This window comes from Massilia sp. CCM 8734 (assembly GCF_011682155.1).
Taxonomy (GTDB): domain Bacteria; phylum Pseudomonadota; class Gammaproteobacteria; order Burkholderiales; family Burkholderiaceae_D; genus Telluria_A; species Telluria_A rubra.
On record NZ_WHJI01000004.1, the window covers coordinates 195,607 to 213,018 of the forward strand.

The following is a 17,412-nucleotide window of genomic DNA, read 5'->3' on the forward strand; positions in this document are numbered from 1 at the left end:
CCCTTACAGATCGAAACGCAACTCCGCCACCGCCGTGCGCTGGGTGTACGGGTGGAAGGCCCAGTAGCGCGCATTGTTCACGTTGTCGATCCCGAGCGCCGCGCTCCACTGCTTGTTGATCTTGTAGCGCACCCGCAGGTCGGCCACCAGATAGTCGGATACGCCCATGTAGGTGGCGCCGTTCGGATCGGTGTTATCCAGCGTGCCGTATTGCTTGCCGCTGTAGCGCACGCCCACGCTGCCGACCCAGTCCCGCCCCAGGTGGTAAGTGGTCAGCAGGTTGGCGCGCCACTGCGGCACGCGCGGCTGGCGTTTGCCGACGCTGGCCGCAAAGCCGCAGTTCTGCGCGATGGTTGAATCGGCGTAGGTCAGGCTGCTGTTGATGGTCAGGCCGTGCACCAGCACGTCGTCGCCCTGCCATGCCATTTCCAGCCCGTTGGTGCGAATCTTGTCGACGTTTTGCACCGTGTTCACCAGGTTGGTCAACGGTTGCGAGTACAAGGCGTCGCGCGTGGTTTCGTGGAACAGGGTGGCGCGCAGCGACGTGTCGCTGGTCACCCGTTCGGCGGTCAGCTCGCCCGTCCAGGAGCGCTCGGCGCGCAGGTTCGGATCGCGGTTGACGATCTGCTGGTCGACGATCGATCCCTGGAACAGTTCCGCCGCGGTCGGATTGCGCACCGCGCGCCCGGCCGAGGCCTTCAACGCCCACTCGTCCGTGGCCTGCCAGGCCAGCGCCGCTTTCGGCGACCAACTCGTTTCCGTGCGCTCGCCGAACGGCAGCGGCGCCACCGAGGCGGCGTTCGACACTTCGCCGCCGTACGCGCTCCAGCGCTCCGCGCGCATGCCGAGCGTGGTCTTCCACTGCGGCGCAAAGCGCCAGGTGTCCTGCGCGTACAGGCTTTGCAGGCGCGTGTTGCCATTGAAGGTGGAGACGGTGGCGCCGTCGCCCGCGCCGATCCAGTCGCTGCTTGAAAACACGCGCGTGCGCAGGGCCGCGCTGTCGCTCTGCACGCCCATGTCGACAACGTGGGCCGCAATCGGGCGCCAGATGCCCTTGAGCGCCAGGGTGGTCCAGCCGCTGCCGCCCATGTCGGTCACGTTGCCGCGCCCGGACTGGCCGATGCCGGCGACCGGCACGACGGGCGACCGCACCATATCCCTGGCGTAGTCGTATTTGCTGGCCGCCACTTCCCAGTCCCACACGCCCTTGCTGTGCTGCTTGAGCGAGAAGCCGTGCATCAGGTGTTCGAGCTTGCCGATGGTGGGCGCCAGGTCGGACGCCTTGAGCTCATAGCGCTTGCCGCCCATGTTGATGAAACCGTTGGCGTCGCCACGGACTACCTTCGCGCCGTTGGCGTCGCGCAGGTAGGTGTCGGCGGCGCGGTGGGCGTCGTTGCCCCACCATCCCAGCGTGTAGCTGGCGCGCAGCACCGGCGATACGTCGTAGGCCAGCTTGATCTTGGCGTGGTCCTGCACCGTGTGCGACTGGCCGCTGGCGCCGATGATCAGCCAATCCTTGTTGGCAGAATTCTTGTCCGCCACGGCGCCGGTGACCGGCAGCCCGGCCGCGCTACTCACGCCGCTTGACACCAGCTTGTTGGCGAACGCGATCGGCTGGCCGCGGCTGTCGAGGCGCGACACATCGACCCACCACGACCACGCGCCCTGGCGGTTGCCCACCGAGGCGCTGCCCTGCCCTCCGCCGAAGCGGTCGTCGGTCCCGTACTGGCGATAGCGCTGGCTGAAGGCGGACAGCTTCGCGTGCGCTTCCAGGCGGGTCGGCATGCGGGTCTGGAAGTCGACCACGGCGCCGGCCGAATTACCCGGATAGGCAGCCGAAAATGGACCGTACAGCACATCGACGCGCTCGATTTCCTCGGGCGAGACCATGCCCCAGCGCGGGGTGAAGGTGGCGCCGTTGCCGAGCAGGTTAGAGAGCAGGATGCCGTCGGCGTACACCAGCGAACGCGCGCTGTTGCCGGTGCCGGACGCGCGGCTGGCCAGCACCGCGTGGTCGTAGTCGCCGATGTAGCGCTTGCGCACATTCAGGCTGGGGAAGTATTTGAGCGCGTCTTCGCTGTCGGTGGCGTTGATGCGCTGTTCCACCTGGGCGCCGCTGATACTCTCGATCGTGGTCGGAATCTGGGTCGGCAAGGAGCTGGGACGGCCGCCGTTGACGGTCACCACCGGCAGTTTGTCGGGGGTGTGCGTCGCCTGCGCCACGGTGGAGATACAGGCGAGCAGGATCCCCAGCGCCGGCGCGCTGGTCATAAACGTTTTCATGGCGAGCCTTTAGTGGTGCGGTGCGCCGGCGACGGCGGGGGTAATCTCGATAAACGGTGCGGGCGAGGCCAGCTTCGCGCCGCTGGCGTCGGGAACCGCGTCCCAGTCCATGCGGCCCTGGTCGCACAGCTGCGTGACCTTGAAGTAATGCTTGCCGACGCTGGCGGGCAGCTTGACCTGCATGACGAATTCGTCGTAATGCGCATCGAGCAACGAGCCGCCTTTCCAGGTGACCTGGTTGGCCGTGCCGCTCAAGGCCCAGCTGGTTTTGGGCATCGGCTTGGCGCCATTGAAGCCGTCGGGCAGGGTTACGACGAGCGTATGGGTCGGGCTGCCCTTGCAACCGTGGCCGACACGGAAGGTCAGTTTTTGGTAAGCGCCGGCGTTGGCGCTGGTTTGTTCGAGCGTCACGTGGGCGTGCGCGAGCGGCGCGGCCAGGGCTGCGCAGGCGAAGAGAAGGCGAATGTTCATGATGGGGTCCAGGTTGGGTAGCGTATCAAGTTCAGTGGCCGGCGTGCGCACCGGGTTGGCTGACAAAGTTCAGCGGCTTGACGGGAACCTGGATGGTTATCGATTCGCGTTTCTTGTTCGGGTGTTCGACGGTCAGCGTGAGCGGCACGGCGTCGCCCGCCTTGAGCTGGCGTTTCAGGTCGATCAGCATGAAGTGGTAGCCGCCCGAGGCCAGCTTGACCGCTTTGCCGGCGGGGAGGTTGATGCCGTCGACCTGCTCCATTTTCATCTGGTCGCCCTTCATCTCCATTTTGTGCATTTCGACGGCGCCGGCCACCGGCGAGCTGGCGGCGACAAGGCGCACATCCTTGGCCGACAGCAGTTGCATGAAGGCGCCGCTGGTTTTCTGGACCGGCACCGTGGCGCGTGCCCACGGGGCGTCGACTTGAATCTGGGCGAAGGCGGACGAGGCGAGCGCGCACAAGGCGATCAGCGCATACATATTCTTTTTCATGATGGTTCTCTGTAATAGGTCTGGAGACGCGGGTCCGGACGCGGGCCTGCCGGGCAGGCGCGCGAGGTCGCGAGGGTGCGGCGCGCGCGGCGCCGCAAGCACTATCAGGGAACGGAAGGCGGGCCGCGCGGCGGGGCGGCGGTGAGCGCGAGCAGCGGCTGCGGCGCGCGGTAGAACAGGAACGGGCGCAGCTCGTGACCACCGAGGATGGCCATGCCCGTGATCTGGTTCGGCATCAGCGAGTAACTGCCGGCGTGCGGAAGGCAGTAGCCGCAATCCTGCATCATGCCCGCTTCGGAGTGCTTGAGCTGGTCGGCGACGAAGCCGATGGCCTCGACGGCGGGCGCGGCGCGCATGCCGGCATCGGTGAAGCAGATATCGGCGCCGGGAGCATCGGCGCGAACGGCCGCCAGCGCGTGCGAAACCGACGGCGCGAGCACGTTCATCAGGATCGCGAGACACGCGATCCAGATTTGCAAGCGCCACTTTGTCGACTTCATATTCATGGGGTGAATTATATCGCAGCGATGCTGCGTTCGGGGCGATACCTCCGGCGGCAAAAGGACTAGGTGCCGTGCGGCATTTGGCGTTTTGATTATAAAACAACAGTTACAAAAAAGATAATTTTTCCTTGGCGCTTGACGTACTATTTGAAGACGCCCAGCCTGCGCCCAGTACGGGACGCCCACTCCGAAGGAATGACCATGACCTTGTCCGCCCGGCACATCGCCATCACAGCCGCCTTGTTCGCTTCGCAGTGCGCGTACGCGAACGTGGTCCATATCGAAACGAGCGGCCTCACCTTCGACACCAGCTGGTCGCCGCAGGCGGAGACGCTGGTGTCGGACGTGAACGGGGCCGCCACCTTTTCGCTGGTCAACGCGGTCAGCTCCCTGCGCTTCCCGTTTCAATTCAATTACTTCAACGACTACGCCGGCGTGTTTCAGCTGAGCGCGCGCAACGGTTACAAGGTCACCGGCTACACGCTGTCCGGCGGCTTGTTCGGCACTGTCTATGTGGGGCGTTCGCCCGACGGGTTCGGACGTCCCGGCGGGGCCGACACCAGCGCCGGCGTCATGAGCCGCGCGCAGGATGCGGTCACGGGCGAAACGCTGGTGCAGCATGGCTGGTGGGGCGCCAACCTCCAGGGCAATGCCGACTTCAGTTTTCACAGCGGCGTGCTCAATCGTACCGGGGCGTTCAACATCTCCTTCGACGGCTACGCCTACGGCCAGGCGTCGCCTGCGATCTGGACCACGTACGAACCCGAGATCGGCGCGGTCAACCACTACGATTTCTCGCGCGCGGAAGTCGGGCTGAAGGACCCGCTGCTGCTGACAGTCTATACCGAGGCGCTTGCGGTTGCGGTGCCGGAGCCGCACACGTTCGCGCTGACCCTGACCGGACTGGCGCTGCTGGCCGGGGTGGTGCGCCGGCGCAGGCGCCCTGCGCGCGCGCAGGCATAGACCGGCCCGGGCACTTTCCCCATCAACCATTCCGATCAAGGATCAACCATGTTCACCTGCGTCCGGCATATCGCCGTCAGCGCCATCGCCGTCGCCGCCCTGCTCGCTCCCCGGTTCGCGCTCGCCGACGTGGTCCATATCGAAACGAGCAGCCTGACGTTCGACACCGGCTGGTCGCAGCGGCCCGAGACGCTGGTGTCGGACGCGAACGGGGCGGCCACTTTTTCGCTGGTCAACGCGGTCGACAATTTGCGCTACCAGAACACCTTGTACTACAACCACACGTACAGCGGCATGTTCCATTTGAGCGCGCGGGCGGGCTACAAGGTCACCGGCTACACCTTGTCCGGTGGCTTTGTCGGCGACCTGCGCATCGGGCGCTCGCCGGACGGATCGGGACGCCCCGGCGGCGCCGAGTCGATCGCCAACGCCTGGACCATGGCGCAGGATGCCGCCAGCGGGGCGTATCTGGCGTCGGGCAGTTACGAGGCCAGCAATTTGCAGGGAGTGGGCGACTTCACCTTCGCCAGCGGCGTGCTCGATCAGACCGGGGCGTTCGATGTCACCTTCGAGGGCTACGCGTACGGCTCGGCATCGCCGGCCATCTGGACCACGTTCGACCCCGACACGGGCCCGCGAAACCACTACAGCTTCTCGAGCGCGGTTATGGAGCTGAAGGACCCGCTGCTGCTGACGGTGTACACCGAGGCGCTTGCGGTTCCCGAGCCGCACGCGTTCGCGCTGACCCTGACCGGACTGGCGCTGCTGGCCGGGGTGGTGCGACGGCGCAGGCGGCCAGCGCGCGCAGGCGTGAACACCAGTTTCGCGTAAAACCCCCATCGACCATACTTATAGAGGAAAACCCATGTTCACTTACGCCCGTCGTATCGCCGTCACCGCCATCGCTTGCGCCGCCGTCCTCGCGCCGCACGCCGCCTTTGCCCAGGTCCATATCGAAACCGGGAGCCTGACGTTCGACTCGTTCTATTCGCCGCGTGGCGAGTACCTGGTGTCGGATGTGGACGGGGCCGCGACTTTTTCGCTGGTCAACGCCGTCGACCGCATGAGCTATCCAAACATGACGACGTACTACCAGGACTACGGCAGCATTTTCCAGCTGAGCGCACGCGAGGGCTACCGTGTCACCGGCTACAGCGTGAACGGCGGCTTTTACGGCACCCATTATGTGGGCCAATCGCCGAATGGCTCGGGCGAACCCGGGAGCGCCAACAGCGACGCCGCCGCGTGGGCGTATGCCAGCGACACCCCGGGAGGCGCCAAGTTTGCATCCGGCAGTCATTCGGTGTCAAACCTGAACGGGCATAGCGATTTCAGGATCGACAGCGGGGCGCTGGACAAGACGGGATCGTTCTATTTTTCGTTCGACGGCTACTCGTCCGGCTCCTCGTCGCCGGCCACCTGGTACGAGCCGGGGAAATGGTGGCCCTCGCGCGCATACTCGGCGGCCGAGATCGGGCTCAAGAACCCGCTGCTGCTGACGGTGTACACCCAGGCGGTGCCGGAACCGCACACGTATGCGATGACCCTGGCGGGACTGGCGCTGCTGGCGGGCGTGGCACGGCGCCGCACACGCGCCGGGCAGAAAAACCGAAATGCCTGACCGACGGCGTTCCCGCCTTGCGCCGGCGACAGGGCCGGGACAGGCTGCTAGCGCTTGCCGCACGAGGATCGCTACGTGCCGGAGTTGCGCCGCGCCGGTTTAACGCAGCGCCTTGAAATCCTCGCGCTCGATCAACACCGTGTTCACGCTGTCGGTCAGGTAGATCTGGCCATCCTGGATCGTGCATTGCAGCTGCATATTGCGCTGCGCCAGTGCTTCCAACTGCGCGCTGGCGTCGGCCGGGATGTTAATCACGGTCAGGTTCTTGGCCCGTTCGAGTTTGTTCGCGATCTGCTTGTACCAGATATGGCTGGTCGCGCTGTAGCTGTACACGATCACGCGTTCGCTGCGGCCGCACGCTTTCATCAGGCGCTTTTCGTCGGGCTGCCCAACCTCGATCCACAGTTCGATCGCGCCGGTCAGGTCTTTTTGCCACAGGTCCGGTTCGTCGGTATCGAACAGGCCCTTGGTGAAGGTCAGCGATTCGCTCGCGTGGATCGCAAACGCGAGCAGGCGGATCATCATCCGCTCGTCGGTTTCGGAAGGATGCCGCGCCAGCGTCAGGATGTGCTCCTGGTAGTAATTGCGGTCCATGTCCGCAATCTGCAGCTCTGCCTTGTAAATTGTCGCTTTAAGTGCCATTGATACGCCTGCCTTTAACTTCTGTGTTTGACTTCTTCAATTTATTTGAACACGACAGTCTTGTCGCCATTTTGCAAAATGCGGTGCTCCACAAACCATTTCACCGCGCGCGCCAGCACCACGCATTCGACGTCGCGCCCGATCGCGCTGAGGGTGTCGGCATCCATCGCGTGATCGACCCGCTCGACATCCTGCTCGATGATCGGGCCTTCATCGAGGTCGCCCGTGACGAAGTGCGCGGTCGCGCCGATCAGCTTCACGCCGCGGTGATGCGCCTGCGCATACGGTTTGGCGCCTTTGAAACTCGGCAAAAACGAATGGTGGATATTGATCGCCTTGCCGCGCATCGCCTCGCACAAGCCCGGCGACAGGATCTGCATGTAACGCGCCAGCACCACCAGGTCGATCTTGTGCGTGTGCATCAGGTCGAGCACGCGCGCTTCCTGCGCCTGCTTGGCCGCCGCATCCGCGCCGGTGGCCAGCGGCAAGTGGTGGAAAGGAATGTTGTAGCTGGCCGCCAACTGGTAAAAATCCATGTGGTTCGAGACAATGGCCGGAATTTCCACCGGCAGCAGGCCGCTCTTGTAGCGGAACAGCAAGTCGTTCAGGCAATGCCCGATTTTCGAGACCATCAGCATCACGCGCGGCTTGGCGCGGGCGTCGTGCAACTGGCCGTTCATGCCCATCTGCGTGCACAGGGCCTCAAAATCGGCGCGCAGCACGGCGTCGCCGACCACGCCTTCCTCCAGCGCAAAATGGACGCGCATGAAAAACAGCTTCGATTCGGCATCGCCGAACTGGGCCGAATCGATGATGTTGCAGCAATGCTCGGCGAGAAAGCCCGAAACACGGTGCACAATGCCGCGCTGATCGAGGCAGGACAGGGTCAATATGTATTCTGGATGCGTCATGGTCTTGTGGTGATTGGCGTGGGAACTGCGAACCTTGTATTGTCGCATGCGTCAGGGAAAATCGTGCCATTACAAAAAAGCACGCCCGTGCAGAATTGCGGTATAGTAGATAAATCACCACTTCACACAAGGACTCGCCATGACGACTACCGCACTGATGAACCAGCAGTTCCGCCTCGCCGCCCGCCCTGTCGGGATGCCGAAACGCAGCGACTGGGAGCAGTTAAGCGAACCGGTGCGAGAGATCAACGAGGGCGAGATCGTGGTCAAGGTCCTGTACCTGTCGCTCGATCCGGCCATGCGCGGCTGGATGAACGAAGGCAAGTCCTACATCCGCCCGGTGGCCATCGGCGAAACCATGCGCGCCGGCGGCGTGGGCGTGATCGTGGCCTCGAAGTCGGACAAGTTCGCGCTCGGCGACACCGTCTCCGGCGGCACCGGCGTGCAGCAGTACTGGGTCGGCGCGGCCGATGACAAGTCGGGCAACTTCTACAAGATCTTCCCGGCCATGGCGCCGCTGACCACCTGGCTCAACACGCTCGGCATGCCGGGCATGACCGGCTACTTCGGCCTGATCGAATCGGGCCAGCCGAAAGCCGGCGAAACGGTGGTGGTGTCGGGCGCGGCGGGCGCGGTCGGCATGACGGTCGGCCAGGTCGCCAAGCAGCTCGGTTGCCGCGTGGTCGGCATTGCCGGCGGCAAGGAAAAATGCGATTTCGTGGTCAATGAACTGGGCTTCGATGCCTGCATCGACTACAAGAACAGCGCCGTCAAGGATGGCCTGAAAGAACATTGCCCGAACGGCGTGGACGTCTACTTCGACAACGTTGGCGGCGAAATCCTCGACACCGTGCTCACGCGCATCAACCTGCGCGCGCGCATCGTCATCTGCGGCGCCATCTCGCAGTACAACAACACCACCCCGGTCAAGGGGCCGGCCAACTACCTGTCCTTGCTGGTGAACCGTGCGCGCATGGAAGGCATCGTCGTGTTCGACTACGCCGACCGCTATCACCTGGGCGTGGCCGCCATGGCCAAGTGGATGCAGGAAGGCACGTTCAAAAGCCGCGAAGACGTGGTCGACGGCCTTGAGAATTTCCCGGAAGCGCTGTTAATGCTGTTCGAAGGCAAGAACTTCGGCAAGCTCGTGCTCAAAGTCGCGGACGCGTAAGCCACGCGCCTTGCCCTGTTTCCCGCTTGACAACTGCCCTGAAGCATCGGGCCGCCCGTTCGCGGCGGCCCTTTTACTCCCTTCCCGCTTGACCTAACGCGCCTTCGCACAAAGTTCGTGGAACTTTGGCGCGCCTTGTCACGTCTATCACATGTCACTACGACGCACGTTCGCCTGAACGCGACGGCGTCCTTCCCCATGTTTTACGACAAGGAACGTCATGCCATCCTATTCAAACAGACCATCGATGCGCTCGCCATTCGAGACGCAGGTCCATTTTCTCACCGAGCTGGCGCGCGCGGGTGTTGATGCGCTACGCAGGCTGAGCGAGCTCAATCTGCAACTCGCGCGGCAACTTAATGACGATGCCATCAACGCAACGCGCGCGCTGGTGTCGTGCAACGATCCGTTCCAGCTGGCGGCGGTCACGGCGCGCGCGGCGGAGCCGGCCCTCGACCACTTGCGCAGCTACCAGCGGCAGCTTGGCGACGTGCTGTCCGGCGCCCGGCTCGACCTGGCGCGCGGCGCCGGGGCGCCGCAGGTGCAGTTCCGCCCGGCCACCGACAGCGCGGCCGGGCGGGACAGCCAGCAGGCACCCCACCACCAGCCGGAGTAATGACCGGCAAACAGCCCACCACGGAGTGTACCCATGTCTACCCACGGTAAGCCAAAAAGCGGCGCGGCGATCGACGCGCTCGAATTGCTGAAAGCCGACCATGAAAAGGTCAAAAGCCTTTTTCTCGAATTTGAAACTCTGCGCGAAAGCGACGATGAGGACGAACGCAAGTTCGAGCTGGTCGACGAGATCTGCTACGAACTGACCTTGCACTCGATGATCGAGGAAGAGATTTTCTATCCCATGCTGCGCTCGGTCATCGATGACGACGACCTGATGGACGAAGCCGAAGTCGAGCACAGCGGCATGCGCGACCTGATCAGCCAGCTCGAAGTGATGTATCCGAACGACGACCATTTCGACGCCACGGTCACGGTGCTGGGCGAGGAAATGGCCCACCACATCGACAAGGAAGAACGAGAAATGTTCGATGTCGCGCTCGAATCGGGCATCGACCTTGACGACCTGGGCGAACGTCTGGCCGCGCGCAAAGAGGAACTGGACGAGGACCTGACAGCGCCGCCGGCGCCGATCGACGCGACAGAACCGCATAACAACGCACGCCGCACCCCGCGTCCACCCGATTAAGAACCGCGCCGCGGCATCGCAAGGGAACTATTGAATTGAGCACTTCTCTAACCCAGAAGCCCGGTAACGCACGAGAGCGGGGTTCCGATATCTAAACACAAGGAGAACGACATGGCGACAAGCAAGGAAAGTGGAGGCAACAAGAACAGTACGTCCAGCGGCAATGCGCAAAAGAGCGGGAGCGGCAGCGGCAGCGGTCCGGCCAAGCGCGGCTTCGCGGCGATGGACCAGAATCAACAGCGCGAGATTGCCAGCAAGGGTGGCCAGGCCGCCCACCAAAAGGGCACGGCGCACGAATTCGATTCCGAAGAAGCGCGGCGGGCCGGGCAAAAAGGCGGTGAAGCGGTCAGCCGCAACCGCGAGCACATGGCCGACATCGGCCGCAAGGGTGGCGAGAGCCGGCAATCGGCCGCGCGCGCTGCCGCCGCCGCCGCCGGAAATGGCAATGGCGATGGCGCCGGCGCCGCCAAGGGAGCGCGCCAGGGCAGCAAGGAAAAGCCCAAGGACAAGGCGGCGGATTAAGGTCCGGTGGCGCTGCCGGCATGCGGACGTCACCGGCCCGCGCCTGCGCAAATGGCGTGGAGCCTGGGTGGCATCGCGTGCCGTGCCGGTGCCGCCCGCAAGGAACGCCGCTGATGGTCCAGGCAGGGCGGCCAGCGACGGACCTGCGCTGTCGTTCCCGCTGTCGCTCCTTGACGCGCCATAGTAACGATCCGCTTTTCAACGGCAGTGCCGGCCAGATCACCGCCGGTTGATTGTGCGCGTACGTTTCAGACGCAGCGACATGTGGTCGGCACGGCGTGATGTTCAATGAGGCACCTGCATGCATATGCAGATCGGCGACACCGCGCCACCATCGCGTGCATCGCCCGGCACCTTGGCGCGCCGCCTTGGCGCACCGCCTTGGCGCATAGAATCTCCCGCTGCGATCGCGTGCATATACGCACCGGTTCGCACCATCCCCGACGCATTCCTCACGCACATGCATATGGCAAGCGCGCCAACGTCAGTAAGGCGCGCTTTCAAATTAGTTCACCCCCGCATCTCCTCAAGAAATAACAAATAATCTAATATGCAACTCTGGAAGCCGCATCCAACGGCATCCCCATCCACATAGAAAGACGTTTGCCATGCCACGTTTCGCCTTGCGTTTGTCCGTGACCGCCATCGCCATCGCCGCAGTCTGCGCCGCTTCCAGCTATGCCCAGGCACCCTCCACAGTCGATACCGGGCTCGCGTTTTCCCACCCCAATCAACTGGTCGATATCGGCGGGCGACGCCTGAACCTGTACTGCAGCGGATCTGGAGCGAACACGGTCATCTTCGACGCGCCGTCCGGCATGGGAGGCTGGGTCTGGCACAACGTGCAGCCGGAGGTGGCGAAGCAGACGCGCGCCTGCGTCTTCGACCGCGCCGGCATGGGCTTCAGCGACCCGTCGCCGCGCCCGAACACTTCGGCCAACGTGGTGGAAGACTTGCATGCCGCCCTGGGCAAGGCTGGCGTCGCGCCGCCTTACGTCCTGGTCGGCAACTCGCTGGGCGGCGCCAACGTGCAATTGTTCACCTACCGCTATCCCGATGAAGTCAAAGGACTGGTGCTGGTCGAAGGCCACCATGAAGATGAAATCGACCGCATCAATGTCGTCTCGAAAGGCAAGTTCAAGGAAATGATGGCGGGAAGCCTCGCGTACGCCAACGCCTGCGAGGCCCAGGCCGCAAAAGGCTTCGTTCCCGGCAGCGAGCTGTTCACCAACTGCACGGGTGGCGTCCAGCCGCAATTCGGCCGCGCCCTCAATGCAGCCTACCTCGCCTCGCTCACCTCGCCAGCTTACTGGCGCGCGCGCAATGCCGAGGAAGACGCATTCGAAGTCAGCAACGCCCAGTTGCGCGCGGCGCGCAAGCCGTTCGGCGACCTGCCGCTGATGGTACTGACGCGTGGCGTGTCACCGTACGCCATTCCCGGCAAGCCGCAAAGTGAGCTGAACAAGGCAACGGAAAAGGAAAACTACGCGATCCACCAAGAGATGGCGGCGCTCTCCACGCGCAGTACGCACCGGGTGGTGCCGGGCGCCGGCCACATTATCCAGGCCGACCAGCCGCAGGCGGTGATCAAGGCGATCTCCGACCTGCTCGCGCAAATCAAGCCATAATGCCGGACCGGGCAGGCAGGTCGCCTGCGCCTGCGCAACACAAGGAACCAGCATGATCCCAGACGAGGTTAGGACCGAGATAATGACGCGCCTGGCGCGCACCGAGCGCGAGGAAGGCGTGCGCATTATCCTGGCGATTGAATCGGGCAGCCGCGCCTGGGGTTTTGCGTCGCCCAACAGCGATTACGATGTGCGTTTCATTTATGCGCGCGCGGCCGACTGGTATCTGGCCGTCGATCTGGAAGAACGGCGCGACGTGATCGAATATCCGATCGTCGACGACATCGACCTCAATGGCTGGGACCTGCGCAAGGCCCTGCGCCTGCTCTGGAAAACCAATCCGGCGATGGTGGAGTGGATCCAGTCGCCGATCACGTATATCGAGAGCGGCGGCTTTGGCGCCGGGGCGCGGGAATTGCTGCCGGCCCTGTATTCGTCCGAGCGCGGGATTTATCACTATCGCAGCATGGCCAAGACCAATTACGGCGACCATTTGCGCGCCGCGCTGGTCCCGCTCAAAAAGTATTTTTATGTACTGCGCGCGCTGCTGTCGGTGCATTGGATCGAGCGTTATGGCACGGCGGCGCCGATCGAATTCCACAAACTGCTGCATTTGCTCGATCATCGCCCGGATTTGCTGGCGCGGATTGACGCGCTGCTGGTGCAAAAACGCGCCGCGCCCGAACTGGGCCTGTCCGAGCCGATCGCCTTGCTCAATGAGTTTATCGAACAGGAGCTGGCCCGGCTGAAGTCGGTGCAACCATTGCCGGCGCCGCGTGCCCGGCCCCTGCCCGCCTTGAACGCCCTGTTCCACGCAGTCTTGCGCGAACACCAGGAATAAATCCGGCCCTCCCTGCCGGTGTCAGGTCTGACATTCGCCTGCCGGTGTCAGGTCTGACATTCGGACACGACCCCATCCTTTTGCCGGTGCCTCCGCGCGCCGGTGTCCGCGCCGGTGTCAGGTCTGACATTCGGACACGACCTCATCCTTTATAACTTGTTACATTAAGCATCAGCCAACCGGACATACACCCGCTTGCCTGTCCAGTTCGTGTCCGAATGTCAGACCTGACACCGGGCTGACACGAGCGGGCGCCCGCTTGCCTGTCCAGTTCCTATCCGACACCTACGGCAACATTCCAGGCCCTCCCCTGCACGTAATTCGTAAACCTTCTATAATTTCAGTAATTCCTGAAAATTCAATACTTCCAAAGACCTATAGACATGACCAATCTCAGTCCACTTGCCCAGAAATTCATCCTGCACTTCGGCGAAATGGGCAGCCGCTGGGGCATTAACCGCACCGTGGGGCAGATTTACGCCTTGCTGTACGTGCTGGCCAAGCCGCTCAATGCCGACGAAATCGCCGAACACCTGCAGTTTTCGCGCTCGAATGTGTCGATGGGCCTCAAGGAGCTGCAATCCTGGCGCCTCGTCAAGCTGCTGCACCAGCCGGGCGACCGCCGCGAATACTTCGAGCCGCCCAAGGATATCTGGGACATCTTCAAGGCCCTGCTCGAGGAACGCCGCCGTCGCGAAGTCGAGCCGACCCTCTCGATGCTGCGCGACGCCCTGCTCGAAACGCCGGCCACCGACGCCGACCGCGTCGCCCAGGAACGCATGCGCGAGATGTACAACCTGATCGAACTATCGAGCTCCTGGTTCGACGACGTGCAGCGTCTCTCGCCCGAAACCCTCACCTCGCTGATGAAAATGGGCTCCACCGTCAAGACCCTGCTCAACGTGGGCGATACCGTGCGCGGCACCTTCCGCAAGAAGCGCGCTCCCGAGCCGGCCGCCCCCGAAGCGGCAGCCGCCGCTGACCGCGACAGCGGCGAGAGCAACGTCAAAGGCGAATAAGATGCGCGCCCTTCTTCACCGCCTCCCGTTCGCACTGGCGATCACGCTGGTGCTGGTTTTGAAGGCCGTCATCCTGTTCATGCTCTACAAAGCCTTTTTCTCCACGCCCCAGGTTAAAAAAATGCGCATGCCGACCGCGCAGGTCGAACAGCACCTGCTCGCGACGCCCCGACCAACACCACCTGTTCCTGCCAAGGCCACGCCATGAGTCCCATCGATGATGTTGTCAGCCTGTCGCGCTTGCAGTTCGCCGCGACCGCCATGTATCACTTCCTGTTCGTTCCCCTCACCCTCGGCCTGTCGTGGATCCTGGTAATCATGGAATCGGTCTACGTCATGACCGGGCGCGAAATCTACCGCGACATGACCAAGTTCTGGGGCAAGCTGTTCGGGATTAACTTTGCCATGGGCGTCACCACCGGCATCACCCTCGAATTCCAGTTCGGGACCAACTGGGCCTACTACTCGCACTACGTGGGCGATATCTTCGGCACCCCGCTCGCGATCGAGGGCATGATGGCCTTCTTCCTCGAGTCGACCTTTGTCGGCCTGTTCTTCTTCGGCTGGTCGCGCTTGTCGAAAGTGCAGCACCTGGGCGTGACCTTCCTGGTGGCCCTCGGATCGAGCCTGTCAGCCCTGTGGATCCTGATCGCCAACGGCTGGATGAACAACCCGGTCGGCGCCGAGTTCAATTTCGAAACCATGCGCATGGAACTGGTGAGCATCTCGGATGTCATCTTCAATCCGGTCGCCCAGGTCAAGTTCGTGCACACCGTCGCCGCCGGCTATGTCACCGCCTCGATGTTCGTGCTGGGGGTGTCGGCCTTTTACCTGCTCAAGGCGCGCGACGTGCCGTTCGCTCTGCGCTCGTTCGCCATCGCGGCCGGCTTCGGCCTGGCCTCGACCCTGTCGGTAATCGTGCTGGGCGACGAATCGGGCTACACCGCCGGGGAAGTGAACAAGGTCAAGCTGGCCGCCATCGAAGCCGAATGGGAAACCGAGCCGGCGCCGGCCGGCATCACCCTCATCGGCCTGCCCAACGACGCCGAGGAGCGCACCGATTACGCGGTCAAGATTCCCTACGTGCTGGGCGTGATCGCCACCCGTTCGCTCGATACCCAGGTGACCGGCATCAAGGACCTGAAAAAGCTGCACGAGAAGCGCATCCGCAACGGCATGCTGTCGTACGCGGCCCTCACGCGCCTGAAAGGCGGCGACAAGTCGCCTGAAGCGCGTGCCGAATTCCTGCGCCTGAAGGACGACCTGGGCTACGGCCTGCTGCTCAAGAAGTACACCCCGCGCGTGATCGACGCCACCGAAGCGCAGATCAAGATGGCGGTCAACGACACAGTGCCGAAAGTCGCGCCGCTGTTCTGGTCCTTCCGCATCATGGTCGGCCTGGGATTCCTGTTCCTGTTTATCTTCAGCGCCTCGTTCTACTTCCTGATCCGCAAGCGCCTGGCGCAGCAGCGCTGGTTGCTGAAACTGGCCGTGGTCGCGATCCCGCTGCCGTGGGTGGCGGCCGAACTGGGCTGGGTGGTGGCCGAATACGGCCGCCAGCCGTGGACCATCGCCGGCATCCTGCCGACCCATTTGTCGGCGTCCACGCTGCAGGCGTCGAACCTGTATTTCAGCCTGGCCGGCTTCATCGGCTTCTACACGCTGTTGCTGGTGATCGAGATGGGATTGATGATCAAGTACACGCGCCTGGGACCGAGCGCGCTGCATACGGGTAAATATCACTGGGAACTGGAACACAAGGAGGCCGCATGATCTTCGACTACGACACGCTCAAAGTCATCTGGTGGGGCTTTGTCGGCATTTTGCTGATCGGCTTCGCGCTGACCAACGGCTTCGACTTCGGGGTCGGCATGTGGCTGCCCTTCCTCGGCAAGGACGACATGGAACGGCGCGTCATCATCAACGTGATCGGCCCGACCTGGGAAGGCAACCAGACCTGGTTCATCGCCGCCGGCGGCTGCATGTTCGCGGCCTGGCCGCTGGTGTACGCGGCCGCCTTCTCGGGCTTTTACGTGGCGCTGATGCTGCTGCTGTTCGCGCTGTTCTTCCGCCCGGTCGGCTTCGACTACCGCAGCAAGCTGGCCGACACGCGCTGGCGCAATGCCTGGGACTGGGGCCTGTTTACCGGGGGCTTCGTGCCGCCGCTGATCTTCGGCATCGCCTTCGGCAACCTGCTGCAGGGCGTGCCCTTCCACTACGACGACACCATGCGCATGGAGTACACCGGCAGCTTCTTTGGCCTGTTCAATCCTTTCGGCCTGCTGGCCGGCGTGCTGGGGGTGTCGATGCTGGCGATGCACGGCGCCACTTACCTGTACCAGAAGACCGATGACGTCATCGCCGGGCGCGCGCGCAAGGCGGCCATGGCGGCCGGTGCGCTGACCTTGCTCGCCTTCGGCGCGGCCGGAGTGTGGGTCGCAACCGGGATGGAGGGGTTTCGCATCGTCTCGATGCCGCCGGTCGACAGCGCCTTCATGCCGACCGCCAAAGTGGTCGAGCGCGGCGTCGGCGCGTGGATGGATAACTACGCGCGCTGGCCGCTGACGATCGCCTTCCCGGTCCTGGGCCTGCTCGGCGCGGCGCTGGCGGTGCTTTTATGCGCGGCGCGCCGCAGCCTGCCGGCCTTCCTGGCCAGCGGCGTGTCGGTCGCCTCGATCCTGCTGACGGCCGGCGCGGCCATGTTCCCGTTTATCATGCCCTCGTCGCTCTCGCCCGGCAGCGGCCTGACCGCCTGGGATGCGGTGGCCAGTCACAAGAGCCTGGGCGTGATGTTCTGGGTGATTGTGGTGATGCTCCCGATCGTGGTGGTGTACACCAGCTGGGTGTATTCGATCATGCGCGGCAAGGTCACCGCGGCGCATATCCGCGAAAACGAACACGAATCTTACTAGGAGCAGACCATGTGGTATTTTGCCTGGATATTAGGGATAGGCCTTGCCCTCTCGGCCGCCATCATCAACGTGATGTGGCTGGAGGCGAATTACGCGTTCGGCCTGCGCGACGAGGATGTCACGCAGGCCAGCTTTGAAGAGGCGAACAAAGAAAATCGCCTGTTCTGACGCGGGCCGACGGCTGGCCCGATGACACCTGGCGGTGGCCATCGACCTGCGTCGATGGCC

20 protein-coding genes are annotated in these 17,412 nt (G+C 63.5%); 14 read left to right on the plus strand and 6 right to left on the minus strand.

Annotated elements, in window-relative coordinates:
- Positions 1–3 precede the first annotated feature (3 nt).
- The 4 genes from F2P46_RS05995 to F2P46_RS06010 all read right to left on the minus strand — a co-directional run bounded on the left by F2P46_RS05995 (position 4) and on the right by F2P46_RS06010 (position 3,726).
- Complete coding sequence (locus F2P46_RS05995) at positions 4–2,283, minus strand: TonB-dependent receptor (protein ID WP_229509098.1); 2,280 nt, start codon at positions 2,281–2,283, stop codon at positions 4–6.
- A gap of 9 nt (positions 2,284–2,292) precedes the next feature.
- Positions 2,293–2,754 carry a YcnI family protein gene (locus F2P46_RS06000; protein WP_166886163.1) on the minus strand — a complete coding sequence of 154 codons (462 nt, stop codon included), beginning with the start codon at positions 2,752–2,754 and terminating at the stop codon, positions 2,293–2,295.
- Between the two features lie 31 nt (positions 2,755–2,785).
- On the minus strand, positions 2,786–3,247 hold the full coding sequence (locus F2P46_RS06005) for a copper chaperone PCu(A)C (protein ID WP_166886164.1): 462 nt from the start codon (positions 3,245–3,247) through the stop codon (positions 2,786–2,788).
- A 104-nt stretch (positions 3,248–3,351) separates the two neighbouring features.
- Complete coding sequence (locus F2P46_RS06010) at positions 3,352–3,726, minus strand: DUF2946 domain-containing protein (protein WP_166886166.1); 375 nt, start codon at positions 3,724–3,726, stop codon at positions 3,352–3,354.
- Between the two features lie 225 nt (positions 3,727–3,951).
- Between F2P46_RS06010 and F2P46_RS06015 the strand changes: the two genes are divergently transcribed.
- From F2P46_RS06015 to F2P46_RS37515, 3 genes are read left to right on the plus strand one after another with little or no spacing between them, the layout of a single operon-like run.
- Positions 3,952–4,713 carry a PEP-CTERM sorting domain-containing protein gene (locus F2P46_RS06015; RefSeq protein WP_166886168.1) on the plus strand — a complete coding sequence of 254 codons (762 nt, stop codon included), beginning with the start codon at positions 3,952–3,954 and terminating at the stop codon, positions 4,711–4,713.
- Between the two features lie 48 nt (positions 4,714–4,761).
- The gene (locus F2P46_RS06020; RefSeq protein ID WP_166886169.1) at positions 4,762–5,544 is read left to right on the plus strand and encodes a PEP-CTERM sorting domain-containing protein; all 783 of its coding nucleotides are present in this window, start codon (positions 4,762–4,764) and stop codon (positions 5,542–5,544) included.
- A 34-nt stretch (positions 5,545–5,578) separates the two neighbouring features.
- Positions 5,579–6,334: a PEP-CTERM sorting domain-containing protein gene (locus tag F2P46_RS37515; protein WP_229509100.1), complete on the plus strand. Its 756-nt coding sequence runs from the start codon at positions 5,579–5,581 to the stop codon at positions 6,332–6,334.
- 99 nt (positions 6,335–6,433) lie between these two features.
- Here the strand turns inward: F2P46_RS37515 and F2P46_RS06030 are convergent, their stop codons facing one another.
- Complete coding sequence (locus F2P46_RS06030) at positions 6,434–6,976, minus strand: YaeQ family protein (RefSeq protein ID WP_166882436.1); 543 nt, start codon at positions 6,974–6,976, stop codon at positions 6,434–6,436.
- A gap of 41 nt (positions 6,977–7,017) precedes the next feature.
- The gene (gene purU / locus F2P46_RS06035) at positions 7,018–7,887 is read right to left on the minus strand and encodes a formyltetrahydrofolate deformylase (protein ID WP_166886171.1); all 870 of its coding nucleotides are present in this window, start codon (positions 7,885–7,887) and stop codon (positions 7,018–7,020) included.
- Between the two features lie 139 nt (positions 7,888–8,026).
- On the opposite strand from purU, the gene F2P46_RS06040 reads away from it, so the two are divergent.
- The 11 genes from F2P46_RS06040 (at position 8,027) to cydX (ending at position 17,352) form a co-directional block, all read left to right on the plus strand.
- Positions 8,027–9,058, plus strand: coding sequence for an NADP-dependent oxidoreductase (locus F2P46_RS06040; RefSeq protein WP_166886173.1), 1,032 nt, complete (start codon positions 8,027–8,029; stop codon positions 9,056–9,058).
- Positions 9,059–9,278: 220 nt separating this feature from the next.
- The gene (locus F2P46_RS06045) at positions 9,279–9,674 is read left to right on the plus strand and encodes a phasin family protein (RefSeq protein ID WP_166886175.1); all 396 of its coding nucleotides are present in this window, start codon (positions 9,279–9,281) and stop codon (positions 9,672–9,674) included.
- Between the two features lie 33 nt (positions 9,675–9,707).
- Positions 9,708–10,262, plus strand: a complete 555-nt coding sequence (locus tag F2P46_RS06050; RefSeq protein WP_166886177.1) for a hemerythrin domain-containing protein — start codon at positions 9,708–9,710, stop codon at positions 10,260–10,262.
- 111 nt (positions 10,263–10,373) lie between these two features.
- Positions 10,374–10,784, plus strand: coding sequence for a KGG domain-containing protein (locus F2P46_RS06055; protein WP_166886178.1), 411 nt, complete (start codon positions 10,374–10,376; stop codon positions 10,782–10,784).
- Positions 10,785–11,392: 608 nt separating this feature from the next.
- On the plus strand, positions 11,393–12,412 hold the full coding sequence (locus tag F2P46_RS06060) for an alpha/beta fold hydrolase (RefSeq protein ID WP_166886180.1): 1,020 nt from the start codon (positions 11,393–11,395) through the stop codon (positions 12,410–12,412).
- Between the two features lie 52 nt (positions 12,413–12,464).
- Positions 12,465–13,253, plus strand: a complete 789-nt coding sequence (locus F2P46_RS06065; RefSeq protein ID WP_166886182.1) for a nucleotidyltransferase domain-containing protein — start codon at positions 12,465–12,467, stop codon at positions 13,251–13,253.
- 383 nt (positions 13,254–13,636) lie between these two features.
- Entirely contained in the window at positions 13,637–14,272 is a 636-nt protein-coding gene (locus tag F2P46_RS06070; RefSeq protein WP_166886184.1) for a GbsR/MarR family transcriptional regulator, read from the plus strand.
- A 1-nt stretch (position 14,273) separates the two neighbouring features.
- On the plus strand, positions 14,274–14,480 hold the full coding sequence (gene cydP / locus F2P46_RS06075) for a cytochrome oxidase putative small subunit CydP (RefSeq protein WP_166886186.1): 207 nt from the start codon (positions 14,274–14,276) through the stop codon (positions 14,478–14,480).
- Positions 14,477–16,045 (plus strand): cytochrome ubiquinol oxidase subunit I, encoded by a 1,569-nt coding sequence (locus F2P46_RS06080; RefSeq protein ID WP_166886188.1) that lies wholly within the window; start codon positions 14,477–14,479, stop codon positions 16,043–16,045. Before cydP ends, F2P46_RS06080 begins: the two co-directional genes overlap by 4 nt.
- Complete coding sequence (gene cydB / locus F2P46_RS06085) at positions 16,042–17,184, plus strand: cytochrome d ubiquinol oxidase subunit II (protein ID WP_166886189.1); 1,143 nt, start codon at positions 16,042–16,044, stop codon at positions 17,182–17,184. The genes F2P46_RS06080 and cydB overlap by 4 nt, the downstream gene beginning before the upstream one ends.
- Before the next feature lie 9 nt (positions 17,185–17,193).
- Positions 17,194–17,352 carry a cytochrome bd-I oxidase subunit CydX gene (gene cydX / locus F2P46_RS06090; RefSeq protein ID WP_166886191.1) on the plus strand — a complete coding sequence of 53 codons (159 nt, stop codon included), beginning with the start codon at positions 17,194–17,196 and terminating at the stop codon, positions 17,350–17,352.
- The last annotated feature ends 60 nt before the right edge of the window (positions 17,353–17,412 follow it).